Genomic DNA, 13,439 nt, shown 5'->3' with positions numbered 1-13,439 from the left:
GCGCCTGACGCGCGGCCGACGGGCCCCGGACACGCCGGTGCCCCCTCGCGCGGGGCGGAGGGGGCACCGGGGCAACTCAATCCTGCGGGAGCAGGGGTCAGCGCTGGTCGTGGCGCGAGGGCGCGACCGTGACCTCGACGCGCTGGAACTCCTTCAGCTCGCTGTAGCCGGTCGTGGCCATCGCGCGGCGCAGGGCGCCGAAGATGTTCATCGAGCCGTCCGGGGTGTGCGAGGGGCCGAGAAGGATCTCCTCGGTCGTGCCGACCGTGCCGAGGTCGACCTTCTTGCCGCGCGGCACGTCCTCGTGGACGGCCTCCATGCCCCAGTGGTGGCCCTGGCCGGGCGCGTCCGTGGCGCGGGCGAGCGGGGAGCCGATCATGACGGAGTCGGCACCGCAGGCGATGGCCTTCGGAAGGTCGCCGGACCAGCCGACGCCGCCGTCCGCGATGACGTGCACGTACCGGCCGCCGGACTCGTCCATGTAGTCGCGGCGCGCGGCGGCGACGTCGGCGACGGCGGTGGCCATCGGGACCTGGATGCCGAGGACGTTGCGCGTGGTGTGCGCGGCGCCGCCGCCGAAGCCGACGAGGACACCGGCCGCGCCGGTGCGCATGAGGTGGAGCGCGGCGGTGTAGGTCGCGCAGCCGCCGACGATGACGGGCACGTCGAGTTCGTAGATGAATTGCTTGAGGTTGAGCGGTTCGGCGGCCGAGGAGACGTGCTCGGCGGAGACCGTCGTGCCCCGGATCACGAAGATGTCGACGCCCGCGTCGACGACCGCCTTGGAGAACTGGGCGGTGCGCTGCGGGGAGAGCGCGGCGGCGGTGACGACGCCGGAGTCGCGCACCTCCTTGATGCGCTGCCCGATCAGCTCTTCCTTGATCGGCGCCGCGTAGATCTCCTGGAGCCGCTTGTTGGCGGTGGCCGCGTCCAGCTCGGCGATCTCGTCGAGGAGGGGCTGCGGGTCCTCGTACCGGGTCCACAGTCCTTCGAGGTTGAGGACGCCGAGGCCGCCCAGCTCACCGATGCGGATCGCGGTCGCCGGGGAGACGATCGAGTCCATGGGGGCCGCGAGGAAGGGCAGTTCGAAGCGGTAGGCGTCGATCTGCCACGCGATCGAGACCTCCTTCGGGTCGCGGGTGCGGCGGCTCGGGACGACGGCGATGTCGTCGAAGGCGTACGCCCTCCGACCGCGCTTGCCGCGTCCGATCTCGATCTCAGTCACCTGGCTGGCCTTTCCCGCTCCGTCGTACTTGCTGGTCCAGTATCCCCCGCACCGGCCCCCACCGGTCCTGCCGGGGGTCCGGCACACGTCCTGCCGGGGGTCCGGCGCACACGCGGCGACGGCGCGGGGCCCGTACGGATACGGGCCCCGCGCCGTCTCGACGCGCGCCGGTGCCGCCCCGGAGGGCGGCGGGCCGCTCAGTGGCGGCTGTAGTTCGGGGCCTCGGCGGTCATCTGGATGTCGTGGGGGTGCGACTCCTTGAGACCGGCGGAGGTGATGCGGACGAAGCGGCCCCGGTCCTGCGTCTCGGGGATCGTCGTGCCGCCCACGTAGAACATCGACTGGCGCAGGCCGCCGACGAGCTGGTGGACGACGGCGGAGAGCGGGCCCCGGTAGGGGACCTGGCCCTCGATGCCCTCGGGGATGAGCTTCTCGTCGGAGGCGACGCCCTCCTGGAAGTAGCGGTCCTTCGAGTACGACTTGTGGTCGCCGCGCGTCTGCATGGCACCGAGCGAGCCCATGCCCCGGTACGACTTGAACTGCTTGCCGTTGATGAACATCAGCTCGCCCGGGGACTCCTCGCAGCCCGCGAGGAGCGAGCCGAGCATGACCGTGTCGGCGCCCGCGACGAGGGCCTTCGCGATGTCGCCGGAGTACTGGAGGCCGCCGTCGCCGATGACCGGGACGCCCGCCGCCTTCGCGGCGAGCGCGGCCTCGTAGATCGCGGTGACCTGCGGGACGCCGACGCCCGCGACGACGCGCGTCGTACAGATGGAGCCGGGGCCGACGCCGACCTTGATGCCGTCCGCGCCCGCGTCCACGAGCGCCTGCGCGCCCTCGCGGGTGGCGATGTTGCCGCCGATGACGTCGACACCGGGAGCGTTCGACTTGATCTTGGCGACCATGTCGCCCACGAGGCGGGAGTGACCGTGCGCGGTGTCGACGATGATGAAGTCGGCGCCCGCGCCCACGAGGGCCTGGGCGCGCTCGAAGGCGTCGCCCGCGACACCCACGGCGGCACCGACGAGGAGGCGGCCCTCGGAGTCCTTGGCCGCGTTCGGGTACTTCTCGGCCTTCACGAAGTCCTTGACCGTGATGAGGCCCTTGAGGACGCCCGCGTCGTCGACGAGCGGGAGCTTCTCGATCTTGTGGCGGCGCAGCAGGCCCATCGCGTCGACGCCGGAGATGCCGACCTTGCCGGTGACGAGCGGCATCGGGGTCATGACCTCGCGCACCTTGCGGGAGCGGTCGGTCTCGAAGGCCATGTCGCGGTTGGTGACGATGCCGAGGAGCTTGCCGGAGCCGTCCACGACCGGGACGCCGCTGATGCGGAACTTCGCGCAGATCGCGTCGGCCTCTTCGAGGGTCGCGTCCGGGTTGACCGTGATCGGGTCGGTGACCATGCCGGACTCGGAGCGCTTGACGAGGTCGACCTGATTGGCCTGGTCCTCGATCGAGAGGTTCCGGTGCAGGACGCCGACGCCGCCCTGGCGGGCCATCGCGATCGCCATGCGGGCCTCGGTGACCTTGTCCATGGCGGCGGAGACGAGCGGGATGTTCAGCCGCACGTTCTTCGAGAGACGCGTGGAGGTGTCGATCGCGTCCGGGGTCATGTCGGAGACGCCGGGCAGGAGCAGGACATCGTCGTAGGTCAGCCCGAGGGTCGCGAATTTCTCGGGTACTCCGTCGATGTTGGCCATGACACGGTCTCCAATGGTCTTGCTCGTTACGGGTGTCCATGGTAACGGGAGCGGGTGGGCGTTCATTCCCAAGTCGCCGTTTCCACGGGTGGGCCTGCTCGGGGGCTCCGCCCCCGTCCCCCGCTCCGCGAACGCCGCGGAGGCTTTCTACGGCTGCTCCGCCAGCGCTCTCAGCCTGCTCAGCGCCCGGTGCTGGGCCACGCGGACCGCCCCCGGGGACATGCCGAGCATCTGTCCCGTCTCCTCGGCGGTGAGGCCGACCGCGATGCGGAGGAGGAGGAGCTCGCGCTGGTTCTCGGGGAGGGACGCGAGGAGCTTCTTCGCCCAGGCCGCGTCGCTGCTCAGGAGGGCGCGTTCCTCCGGGCCGAGGGAGTCGTCGGGGCGCTCCGGCATCTCGTCCGAGGGCACCGCCGTGGAGCCGTGGCGCATCGCGGCGCGCTGGAGGTCGGCGACCTTGTGGCCCGCGATCGCGAAGACGAACGCCTCGAAGGGGCGGCCCGTGTCCTTGTAACGGGGCAGCGCGAGGAGCACGGCGACGCAGACCTCCTGCGCGAGGTCCTCGACGAAGTGGCGGGCGTCACCGGGCAACCGGGAGAGCCTGGTGCGGCAGTAGCGGATCGCGAGCGGGTGGACCCGGGCGAGCAGGTCGTGCACGGCCTGCTGCTCGCCGTCGACGGCACGGTGGACGAGAGCCCCGATCTCGGTCGTCTCCTCGTCACGCATCCGACCATGGTGCCCTGCGGTCCGCCGAGCGGTCTCCGCGCCCTCCCCGCCCTCGGGAGTGGGTGCGCCGGAACTCATGCCCTGCGCCCTCCCCTCCGGATCGGCCGAATCGTCCCCGTGGAAATCCACACCCTCAAGGATGCGGCATCGCGCGGGTAACCGGCACAGCCCGCCCGCGCGAGCACCCGTACGCAAAGCTCGTACCCTTCAGGACCGCTTCCCAGCCGCCCCGCCCCCGCCGAAACGCGAACGGCGGCCCGTCGCGGAGCGGCGGCGAGGGCACGTACGGGGCACGCGCACGCCCGCGCGCGGCTCCGGTCCCAAGCCGGCGGCACGTCGCGGAGGTTTCCGGACGGTTCCGGTACGGGATGCGGGCGCCGCCCGTCGCACGCTTGCGGCACGGGACCAGGGCGCCGCCCGTCGCACGCTCCCGGTACGGGTCCGCGCGAACCCCGCCGCGTCCCGCCCGCCGGAGCTCCGGCGGACCGGGCCGGCGGGCGAAGGGAGCGGGCAGCCGTGCGCCGCACGGCACCCGCTTCGCGCGGCCCCGGGTGCTCCCGCGCGGCCGAGCCCGGGATCGCTCCTGCTCGTACGGGCCTCCCCGGCGCGGCGGTGTGTCGCGGGTGTGAGGTGAGGAGGGCCGCCGCCCCTGGGGTGGGGCGGCGGGCGGCGAGGGCGCGGGAGCGGTGCTCGGGCCCCGGTCCGGACGGCGGGTCCCCGGCCGGGGCCGGGGAGGAAGCGGAACGGGAGGCTCGGGTACGCGCCGGAGCCGCGTGGTCTCGCGGGGTGCACGGCGGTGGCCCCTGCCGCGTGCGGGAGGCGGGCGGCCTCCCGCGCGGCCGGTGCCGCTCGGGGAACACACTTGGCCGGGGCCCGGGGGCCTCAGCGCACCAGCCCCCAGCGGAAGCCCAGGGCCACGGCGTGCGCGCGGTCGGAGGCTCCGAGCTTCTTGAAGAGCCGCCGGGCGTGGGTCTTGACCGTGTCCTCGGAGAGAAAGAGCTCGCGCCCGATCTCCGCGTTGGAACGGCCGTGGCTCATGCCTTCGAGGACCTGGATCTCACGCGCCGTGAGCGTCGGGGCCGCACCCATCTCGGCCGAGCGCAGCCGGCGTGGCGCGAGCCGCCACGTGGGGTCGGCGAGTGCCTGGGTGACGGTCGCCCGCAGTTCGGCGCGCGAGGCGTCCTTGTGCAGGTACCCGCGCGCTCCGGCGGCGACCGCGAGCGCGACGCCGTCGAGGTCCTCGGCGACCGTGAGCATGATGATCCGGGCGCCGGGATCGGCGGAGAGCAGCCTCCGCACCGTCTCCACCCCCCCGAGCCCCGGCATGCGCACGTCCATGAGGATCAGGTCGGAACGGTCGGCACCCCAGCGGCGGAGGACTTCCTCGCCGTTGGCCGCCGTGGTCACCCGCTCGACGCCGGGCACGGTCGCGACCGCACGGCGGAGCGCCTCCCGGGCGAGCGGGGAGTCGTCACAGACGAGGACGGAAGTCATGACTGCCCCTCGCAGCTCTCGCAGCTGTTGCGCGTCACCTTGAGCCTCCAGGCTGGTACGGAATCGTCACCTGAGCGGTGGACACCCTCGGACATCTGCCCGAGCGCTTATCGCGTCAACCGCCACAGCCCTCTCAACGACGGTCACCCGAAAGAGTTACGGCCGGACTGTCGCTCTCGGCACTCTACGTGAGGGCGCCTTGAGCTCCGGGTGATCACACGCCCAGAGAGAGCCATGCCCCATTTAGCGCCTTTTGATCCCCTTTGTCAGTGTTTGCCGCTAGATTTCCCATGAGTCATATTTTCATCTTCTATGAGGGTAGATATACGGTCGGCAGCACCTCACGGCTCAGATCGCTCAGAAACGGCAAGCAAGGGGACAAGCAATGGCAGATTTCTCCCGCCTTCCCGGCCCCAACGCAGACCTGTGGGACTGGCAACTGCTCGCCGCCTGCCGTGGCGTGGACAGTTCCCTCTTCTTCCACCCGGAGGGAGAGCGGGGCGCCGCCCGCAGCGCGCGGGAGGCCTCGGCGAAGGAGGTCTGCATGCGGTGCCCGGTGCGGGCGGAGTGCGCGGCGCACGCGCTGGCGGTGCGGGAGCCGTACGGGGTGTGGGGAGGGCTCACCGAGGATGAGCGGGAGGAGCTGATGGGGCGGGCGCGGCATCGGCTCGTACGGACGGCCTCCGGGGAGGGGGCGGAGGAGTAGGGGCGCGCTCTCGGCGAATCGTTTCTGCTCCTGCGGGGCAAGCCTCGCGGGCTCCGCCCCGGGCCCCGCTCCTCAAGCGCCGGGGAGGCTTATCTCCCTCGCCGCCCGTTCCAGCCGGTCCAGCGTGGCCGAGACCGTGGGGACCTGTGCCAGGTCCGGGAGGGTCAGGGCGACGATCTCGCGGCGGACCGGTGGGGTCAGGGTGAGGGTGCGGACGCCTTCGGGGCGGACGGATTCGAGGGCCAGGGCGGGGAGGACCGCGACGCCGAGGCCCGCCGCGACGAGGGCGTGGACCGCCGGGTAGTCGTCCGTCGCGAAGTCGATGCGCGGCGCGAAGCCCGCCGCCGCGCACACCTCGACGAGCTGCGTACGGCAGCGGGGGCAGCCCGCGATCCAGGACTCGCGCGCGAACTCGGCGATGCCGACCGGGCCGTCGCGGCCTTCGAGGCGGTGCCCCTCGGGGACGAGACCGACGAGCCGGTCGCGGAGCAGCGGCCGTACGACGAGGCCCTCCCACTCCTCCGCGCCGTCGTCCGCGCCGGTCCCGTAGCGGAAAGCGAGCGCGATATCGCAATCGCCCTCGCGCAGCAGTTCGACCGAGCGGGGCGGCTCGGCCTCCTCCAGCGAGACGCGCGTGCCGGGGTGGTCCCGGCGCAGTGCGGCGAGGGCGCTCGGCACGAGCGAGGAGCTGCCGCTCGGGAAGGAGACGAGGCGCACCCGCCCCGCGCGCAGCCCGGCGATCGCCGCGACCTCCTCCTCCGCCGCCGTGAGTCCCGCGAGGATGCCCGAGGCGTGCCGGGAGAGCGCCTCGCCCGCCTCCGTGAGCCGCATCTCGCGGCCCGTACGCACGAGCAGCGGCGTGCCCGCCGCGCCCTCCAGCGCCTTCATCTGCTGGCTGACGGCCGGCTGCGTGCAGCCGAGCGTGCGCGCGGCGGCGGAGAAGGAACCTGTCGTCGCGACGGCGCGCAGGACGCGCAGGTGGCGGGCCTCGATCATGGGTCAGAGGATAAGCCGCGATAAGGCAGGCTTGGGGGCGAGCGGCATTTTTCGGCTGGTGCTTTGAGTCACGTGGCGCGTCCACCGCCCGCGCGGGGGCGCCGCTCCCCCGCGCGGAAAAGGGGCGGCGGCACGCGGGCGTCCCGGCCTACCCTGCGTGGCATGGACCCCTCGAACGGCGCGGCCACGACCCCGTACGTGCTCTCCCTCAACGTCGGCCGGCTCACTCCCGTCCCCCACTCCGACGCCCCCCGCGGCGGTACGGGGATCGACAAGCGGCCCGTCGCGGGGCCGCTGCACGTCAGCGCGCCCGGGCCCAAGGGGACCGGTGGGAGCGGGGTGGAGGGGGACGTCGTGGCGGACCTGCGGCACCACGGCGGGGACGACCAGGCCGTGTACGCCTTCGCGCGCGAGGACCTGGACGCGTGGGAACGCGAGCTGGGGCGCCCGCTCGCGAACGGTGCCTTCGGCGAGAACCTGACGACCTCGGGCCTCGACGTGAGCCACGCGCTCATCGGGGAGCGCTGGCGGATCGGCGAGCGGCTGCTCCTGGAGGTGACGGACGGGCGCGTTCCCTGCCGCACCTTCGCGGGGCACGTCGGGGAGCCCCGGTGGGTGAAGCGCTTCACGGAGCGCGCCGAGACGGGCGCGTACCTGCGGGTGCTCGAAGCGGGCCCCGTGCGAGCCGGGGACCCCGTCGTACGGGAGTTCGTGCCGGAGCACGGGGTGACGGCGGCGATGGCGTTCCGCGCGAACACGACGGAGCGCGCGCTGCTGCCGCGCCTGCTGCCCGCCGCGCGGGCGCTGCACCCCGAGGCACTGGCCGCCGCGCGCGCCTACGTCGGGTCCCGGCAGTCCTCCTGAGCCTGTGTCAGCCGCTGGTCCGGGGGTTCGGAGGGCCCGCCCGGATCACTAGCCTTGGCGCATGACTACGGCTCTCATCACCGGTTCCACCGCGGGTATCGGCGCGGCCTTCGCGCGCAGGCTCGCCGCCGACGGGTACAGCCTCGTGCTGGTGGCGCGCGACAAGGAGCGGTTGCGCCGCCAGGCGACCGAACTGCACGACCGGCACGGCGTCGAGGCGACCGTGCTGCGCGCCGACCTCGCGACGGACGCGGGCATCGCGGCCGTGGAACGGCGCCTTGCCGACGTACGGCAGCCGGTGGACCTGCTCGTGAACAACGCGGGCTTCGGGCACAAGGGCCGTTTCCTCGACGTGCCCCTCACCGACGAGCTGACGATGCTCAAGGTGCACTGCGAGGCCGTGCTGCGGCTGACGGTCGCGGCGTCGAAGCCCATGCGGGAGCGGGGGCGCGGCGGGATCGTCAACGTCGCGTCCGTCGCCGCGTTCCTGCCGCGCGGGACGTATGGGGCGTCGAAGGCGTGGGTCGTCCAGTTCACCCAGGGTGTGGCGAAGGACCTGGCGGGCAGCGGGGTGCGACTGATGGCGCTGTGCCCGGGGTTCGTGCGGACGGAGTTCCACGAGCGGGCCGGGATGGGGACGGGGAACATCCCGAAGTGGATGTGGCTCGACGCGGACAAACTCGTCACGGCGGCGCTCGCCGACCTCGCGCGCGGGCGCACCCTCTCGATCCCCGACCCGCGCTACAAGGCGCTCATGGGCGCGGCCAGGCTCGCGCCGCGCGGGCTGCTCGGCGGGATCTCCTCGCGCGCGGGGCGCAAGTACGGGCCCGCGCACGGCGAGGACGGCGCGGTGGGCGAACTCCCGGAGGGCGGGGCGGAGTCCGGGGACCGTACGGGGGAGGCGGGCGCGGAGCCGGTGCGCACGGAGGGGCGGGAGCCGGACCGTACGGAGAAGTCGGCGCCCAGGACGAAGGCCGCCGCCGAGCCGAAGCCCGCGACCAAGGCGAAGCCCACGACCAAGCCGAAGCCCGCCCCCGAGACGAAGGGCGCTCCGGACACGTCTGTAGAGTGATCGAATGATCGTTTCCCGCTCTCGGTGGGAGACGGCGGGCGAGGGAGGGGCCGCGGCATGCGCGAAGGGGTCGGGGAGCGGCATGACCGGCTGCTGAACCTGGTGCGGGAGCGGGGCAGTGTGCGGGTCGCGGATCTCGCGGGGCTGCTCGGGGTCTCGGCGGTGACGGCGCGCAGGGACGCGGAGGCGCTCGCCTCGCGCGGGCTGCTGGACCGGGTGCACGGCGCGGTGTCGTGGCCGGAGCGGAACGGCCCGGCGGGGACCGGTCCCGGGGCGGGCAGTCCGGTGCTCGGGATGCTCGCCCCCGCGGCCGGCTACTACTTCGCCGACATCATCCGCGGCGCGCACGAGGCGGCGGCGCGGCTCGGGGCGCGCCTGGTCCTGCGGGTCTCGGACTACCGGCCCGAGGACGACGCGGCGCACGCGGCCGGCCTGCTCGCGGCGGGGGCGCGGGGCCTGCTCGTGATCCCGAGCTGGACGCGGCCCGAGCACCAGTCGCTGTACACGGAGTGGATCGCGCGGCTGCCGGTCCCGGCCGTGCTCGTGGAGCGGCGCGGGGACCCGGCGGGGCCGCTCGACGCGCTCGACCGGGTCGGCTCGGACCACGCGCACGGCGTGCTCGTCGGCCTGCGCCACCTGGCCCGGCTCGGCCACCGCTCCCCCGTGCTCGTGGCGCGCACGGACAGCCCGACGGCGGAGGCGGTACGGGCGGGGTACCGGCGGGCGGTGGAGATCCTGGGCCTGGAACCGGGCCTCCCCGTCCTCGACTCGGCCCCCGAGAAGCCCGGTTCGGGGAGCCCGGCGGCCTCCGTGGACGAGTTGGCCCGGCTCGTGCGCGAGGGCCGGACGACGGCGGTGCTCGCGCACAACGACGAGGACGCGACGCGGCTCGTACGGGACCTGGCGGAGCGGGGCGTACGGGTCCCCGGTGACCTGGCGCTCGTGACGTACGACGACGAGGTCGCCGCCCTCGCCGAGACCCCGCTGACGGCCGTGGCCCCGCCGAAGCGGGCGGTCGGCCGGGCGGCGGTGGAACTCCTGACGGAACGCCTCGCGGAGGGCGGCGGGGGCGAGGGGGAGCCGCGCCGGCACGTGGAGCTGCTGCCCGCGCTGCGGGTGCGGGGGTCCTGCGGAGCGGTGGGGTAGGGGGCCCTGTCCGCGAGTCGGTCGAGGCTCTGCGAGGTGCCCTCGCGGGGCTCCGCCCCGGACCCCGCTCCTCAACCTCCCCCAGCCTTCGGCCGGGGGGACCCCCAGAGGGGCTGAAATTTCGCTTCGTGCGCCCTTTTCCTCCCGCTTTCCCGCCTCACCTTCGATCATTTTTCGATCAATCAACCATTCGATCTTGACTTCGCTCACCGGGCGCCGAAACATCACCGCGACCGCCTGTCCCCCAGCGAAGAGGAGCAGCGCCGTGAGCCGCCATGGGTTCCGGTCCTCGCGCGCCCTCGTGGGTGCCGTCGCCGCGTTCGCCTCGCTCGCCGCCACCGCGGCCTGCGGAGGCCCGAGCACGGAGGCGCCCGCCGAAGGCACGAGGGCCCATCCCGTCACCGTCAGTTTCTGGGCCTGGACCAAGGGTTCCCAGCAGGTGGCGGACGAGTTCAACCGCACGCACGACACGATCAAGGTGAAGTTCGAGGAGATACCCTCCGGCGGTCTCGGGGGCTACCCGAAGATCACCAACGCCCTCAAGGCCGGTATCGCGCCCGATGTCCTCTCCATCGAGTACCCCTCGCTCGCGCAGTTCGTGAGTCAGGGCTCGCTCAAGGACATCAGCGCCTACCTGACCCCGGACGTGAAGAAGAAGTTCCTGCCGCAGACCATCGAGCTGACGACGATGGGCGGCAAGAACTGGGCCGTCCCCTCGGACGCGGCGCCGCAGGTCTTCTACTACCGCAAGGACCTCTTCGAGAAGTACGGGGTCGAGCCGCCGAAGACGTGGGCCGACTTCCGCACGGCGGCCCAGCAGGTCAGGAAAGCCGCGCCGAAGGCCCGGATCGCGACCTTCTTCGCCGACGACCCCTCCTTCTTCCAGACGATGGCGTGGCAGGCGGGCGCCCAGTGGTTCTCCACCGAGGACGGTTCCTGGAAGGTGGACACGAGTGACCCCGCGACGAAGAAGGTCGCCACGTACTGGCAGGGCATGATCAAGGACGGGCTCGTCTCGACCGCCCCCTCCTACAGCCCCGAGTGGACCTCCTCACTCAAGGCGGGCACGACGCTCGGCTACCTCGGCGCCTCCTGGAGCGCCGGGACGCTCGCCGGGATCGTGCCCGAGCAGAAGGGCAAGTGGGCCGCGATGCCCATGCCCAGCTGGGACGCGGCGCACCCCAGCTCCGGGATGAGCCAGGGCTCCACCTTCGCGATCTCCAAGGACAGCGGGAAGACGAAGGCGGCGATGGAGTTCATCCTCTGGATGTCCACCTCGCCCGACTCCATCAAGGCGCGCGTCACCGCGAGCACGTCGACCGCCTTCCCCGCCGCGCGCGCCCTCGTGCCCGTCGCGCGCAAGGCGATCGACACGAGCTTCTACGGCGGCGCCGACCTCTACGGGCTCTACGCGAAGTCGGCCGCGACGATCAACCCGGACTGGCTGTGGGGCCCGACCGCCGCCGCCAACAACACCCTGCGCGACCAGCTCCAAGCGGTCGTCTCCGGCGAGAAGTCCCTCACCGGGGCGGTCGCCACCACCCAGCGCGCCACCGTGGACGCCCTGCGCAAGAGCGGACTGAAGGTCGAGGACGGCTCATGAGCGGTACGAGAACACAGCCGGCCCCGGCTCCAGGGGCCACCGCACCCGCGCCCCCGCCCCGCCGCAGGGGCTCCGCCTCGGGCCGTACCGGACTCGCCGCCGCGACGCTCCTGACCCCCTTCTTCGTCCTGTTCGCCCTCGCGATGCTGCTCCCCGTCGGGTACGCGATCTGGCTGAGCCTGTTCACCGACAAGCTCTCCGGGCTCGGCTTCGACGGGCCGCACAGCGTCTTCGACGGCCTCGGCAACTACCTCGACGTCCTCAAGGACGAAGCCTTCCGCGACGGCTTCTGGGTCCTCGCCAAGTACGTCGTCCTCTACATCCCGATCATGATGGGCGGCGCGCTCGCCCTCGCGCTGCTGCTCGACACGGCCCTCGCGCGGGCCCGCCGCTTCTTCCAGCTCGCGCTGTTCCTGCCGCACGCGATCCCCGGGCTCATCGCGGGCCTCATCTGGATCTACCTCTACACGCCCGGCCTGTCCCCGGTCGTCAAGGCGATGGAGTCGGGCGGCCTCGGCTTCGACTTCTTCGGCCCGGACGGCGCGCTCCCCTCGATCGTGAACATCGCCGTGTGGGAGTGGCTCGGCTACAACCTCGTCATCTTCTACGCGGCGCTCCAGGCCATCGACCGCTCGATGCTGGAGGCCGCCGCCGTGGACGGGGCGGGCAACTGGCGCGTCGCCTTCTCGATCAAGCTGCCGCTCATCCGCTCCTCGGTCTTCCTGGTGCTGCTCTTCACGATCATCGGCTCGCTCCAGCTCTTCACCGAGCCGCTGCTCCTGTCCAGCTCCGGTTCCGCCGTCACGAGTACATACACGCCGAATATGTACGCCTACTCCGAGGCCTTCCAGATCAACGACTACGGGCGCGCCGCCGCGGCCTCCGTGCTCATCGCGCTGGTCGCCGCCGTCCTCTCCTTCCTCGTCACCCGCCTCTCGAACCGGAAGGGGGCCCAGGCATGACCACGCCACTCCTCACCGCACCCGGCGAAGGCACACCGGGCGAACCGGCCACGGTCAAGACCCCGCGCCGGGCGCCCGTCGCGACCCGCGGCGGCAGGAGGTCGGGCCGCTGGACCTCGCGCGTCGCCGTCAACGTCGTCCTGCTCATCGCCGCCGTCTACGCGCTCTTCCCGCTCGTCTGGCTCGTGACGGCCGCGACGAAGGACGCCGGGAACATCCTCGGCGGCAACGTCTTCTCCTCCGAGGGCTTCAGCCTCGGCGACAACCTCTCGGCGCTCGCCGACTACGAGGGCGGTCTCTACTTCCGCTGGTACCTCAACTCGCTGATCTACGCGGGCGTCGGGGCGCTCGGCTGCTCGCTCGTGAGCGTCGCCGCCGGGTACGCCTTCGACAAGTACCGCTTCAAGGGCAAGGAGAAGCTCTTCGCGATGGTGCTGCTCGGGGTGCTGCTGCCCTCGACCGCTCTGTCGCTGCCGCTCTACCTCCTCGCCGTCAAGACGCACACCGTCAACACCTACTGGGCCGTCCTGATCCCCGTCCTGGTGAACCCCTTCGGCGTCTACCTCTCGCGGATCTTCAGCGCCGGGTACATCCCGAACGAGGCGCTGGAGGCGGCCCGTATCGACGGGGCGAGCGAGCTGCGCGTCTTCTGGTCGATCGGCCTGCGCATGATCATGCCGGGCTTCGTGACGGTGTTCCTCTTCCAGTTCACGGCCGTGTGGAACAACTTCTTCCTGCCGCTGGTCATGCTCTCGGACAAGAAGCTCTATCCGCTCAGCCTCGGCCTCTACAACTGGCACAGCAGCGCCAACGCGAACCCGGAGTTCTACCCGATGGTCGTCACCGGCTCACTGCTCGCCGTCCTGCCGCTCATCATCGCCTTCGTGACGCTCCAGCGGCACTGGAAGGCGGGGCTGACGGCGGGCGGGGTCAAGTAGCCCCTTTCGT

Annotated in this window: 11 protein-coding genes and 1 pseudogene; 7 read left to right on the top strand and 5 right to left on the bottom strand. The window is 72.4% G+C overall.

Annotation, left to right across the window (positions count from 1 at the left end; translation table 11 throughout):
- Positions 1–97 precede the first annotated feature (97 nt).
- The 4 genes from ACIP4O_RS04645 to ACIP4O_RS04630 form a co-directional block, all read right to left on the bottom strand.
- The gene (locus tag ACIP4O_RS04645) at positions 98–1,225 is read right to left on the bottom strand and encodes a GuaB3 family IMP dehydrogenase-related protein (RefSeq protein WP_361320453.1); all 1,128 of its coding nucleotides are present in this window, start codon (positions 1,223–1,225) and stop codon (positions 98–100) included.
- A gap of 197 nt (positions 1,226–1,422) precedes the next feature.
- Positions 1,423–2,925 (bottom strand): IMP dehydrogenase, encoded by a 1,503-nt coding sequence (guaB, locus tag ACIP4O_RS04640; protein ID WP_361320450.1) that lies wholly within the window; start codon positions 2,923–2,925, stop codon positions 1,423–1,425.
- A gap of 147 nt (positions 2,926–3,072) precedes the next feature.
- The gene (locus ACIP4O_RS04635) at positions 3,073–3,648 is read right to left on the bottom strand and encodes a sigma-70 family RNA polymerase sigma factor (RefSeq protein WP_008747530.1); all 576 of its coding nucleotides are present in this window, start codon (positions 3,646–3,648) and stop codon (positions 3,073–3,075) included.
- 882 nt (positions 3,649–4,530) lie between these two features.
- Positions 4,531–5,142 carry a response regulator transcription factor gene (locus ACIP4O_RS04630; RefSeq protein ID WP_003948568.1) on the bottom strand — a complete coding sequence of 204 codons (612 nt, stop codon included), beginning with the start codon at positions 5,140–5,142 and terminating at the stop codon, positions 4,531–4,533.
- A 385-nt stretch (positions 5,143–5,527) separates the two neighbouring features.
- Between ACIP4O_RS04630 and ACIP4O_RS04625 the strand changes: the two genes are divergently transcribed.
- Complete coding sequence (locus ACIP4O_RS04625; RefSeq protein WP_401571422.1) at positions 5,528–5,848, top strand: WhiB family transcriptional regulator; 321 nt, start codon at positions 5,528–5,530, stop codon at positions 5,846–5,848.
- A gap of 72 nt (positions 5,849–5,920) precedes the next feature.
- Here ACIP4O_RS04625 and ACIP4O_RS04620 read toward each other — a convergent pair whose 3' ends face one another.
- Positions 5,921–6,844, bottom strand: coding sequence for a LysR family transcriptional regulator (locus ACIP4O_RS04620; RefSeq protein WP_401571420.1), 924 nt, complete (start codon positions 6,842–6,844; stop codon positions 5,921–5,923).
- A gap of 162 nt (positions 6,845–7,006) precedes the next feature.
- Between ACIP4O_RS04620 and ACIP4O_RS04615 the strand changes: the two genes are divergently transcribed.
- The 6 genes and pseudogenes from ACIP4O_RS04615 (at position 7,007) to ACIP4O_RS04590 (ending at position 13,429) form a co-directional block, all read left to right on the top strand.
- Complete coding sequence (locus tag ACIP4O_RS04615; RefSeq protein WP_401571418.1) at positions 7,007–7,708, top strand: MOSC domain-containing protein; 702 nt, start codon at positions 7,007–7,009, stop codon at positions 7,706–7,708.
- Between the two features lie 61 nt (positions 7,709–7,769).
- Positions 7,770–8,537, top strand: a pseudogene (locus tag ACIP4O_RS04610) (SDR family NAD(P)-dependent oxidoreductase); the annotation flags it as partial.
- 300 nt (positions 8,538–8,837) lie between these two features.
- Complete coding sequence (locus tag ACIP4O_RS04605) at positions 8,838–9,926, top strand: substrate-binding domain-containing protein (RefSeq protein WP_401571415.1); 1,089 nt, start codon at positions 8,838–8,840, stop codon at positions 9,924–9,926.
- Positions 9,927–10,191: 265 nt separating this feature from the next.
- A complete protein-coding gene (locus ACIP4O_RS04600) occupies positions 10,192–11,529 on the top strand; it encodes an ABC transporter substrate-binding protein (RefSeq protein ID WP_401571412.1) in 1,338 nt (445 codons plus the stop codon).
- Positions 11,526–12,491 (top strand): carbohydrate ABC transporter permease, encoded by a 966-nt coding sequence (locus ACIP4O_RS04595; protein ID WP_401571410.1) that lies wholly within the window; start codon positions 11,526–11,528, stop codon positions 12,489–12,491. The genes ACIP4O_RS04600 and ACIP4O_RS04595 overlap by 4 nt, the downstream gene beginning before the upstream one ends.
- On the top strand, positions 12,488–13,429 hold the full coding sequence (locus ACIP4O_RS04590; RefSeq protein WP_361320437.1) for a carbohydrate ABC transporter permease: 942 nt from the start codon (positions 12,488–12,490) through the stop codon (positions 13,427–13,429). The genes ACIP4O_RS04595 and ACIP4O_RS04590 overlap by 4 nt, the downstream gene beginning before the upstream one ends.
- The last annotated feature ends 10 nt before the right edge of the window (positions 13,430–13,439 follow it).

It is taken from the genome of Streptomyces sp. NPDC088923, from assembly GCF_044749745.1.
GTDB lineage: Bacteria > Actinomycetota > Actinomycetes > Streptomycetales > Streptomycetaceae > Streptomyces.
Note: the sequence above shows the minus strand (reverse complement) of the source record. Positions and strands in the feature narration are given on the sequence as shown.

Bases quoted from the DNA above. Each gene is read 5' to 3' on its own strand.
- ACIP4O_RS04620 (WP_401571420.1), bottom strand. From the start codon at position 6,844: ATGATCGAGGCCCGCCACCTGCGCGTCCTGCGCGCCGTCGCGACGACA.
- ACIP4O_RS04635 (WP_008747530.1), bottom strand. From the start codon at position 3,648: ATGCGTGACGAGGAGACGACCGAGATCGGGGCTCTCGTCCACCGTGCC.
- guaB (WP_361320450.1), bottom strand. From the start codon at position 2,925: ATGGCCAACATCGACGGAGTACCCGAGAAATTCGCGACCCTCGGGCTG.
- ACIP4O_RS04615 (WP_401571418.1), top strand. From the start codon at position 7,007: ATGGACCCCTCGAACGGCGCGGCCACGACCCCGTACGTGCTCTCCCTC.
- ACIP4O_RS04605 (WP_401571415.1), top strand. From the start codon at position 8,838: ATGCGCGAAGGGGTCGGGGAGCGGCATGACCGGCTGCTGAACCTGGTG.
- ACIP4O_RS04630 (WP_003948568.1), bottom strand. From the start codon at position 5,142: ATGACTTCCGTCCTCGTCTGTGACGACTCCCCGCTCGCCCGGGAGGCG.
- ACIP4O_RS04595 (WP_401571410.1), top strand. From the start codon at position 11,526: ATGAGCGGTACGAGAACACAGCCGGCCCCGGCTCCAGGGGCCACCGCA.
- ACIP4O_RS04590 (WP_361320437.1), top strand. From the start codon at position 12,488: ATGACCACGCCACTCCTCACCGCACCCGGCGAAGGCACACCGGGCGAA.
- ACIP4O_RS04625 (WP_401571422.1), top strand. From the start codon at position 5,528: ATGGCAGATTTCTCCCGCCTTCCCGGCCCCAACGCAGACCTGTGGGAC.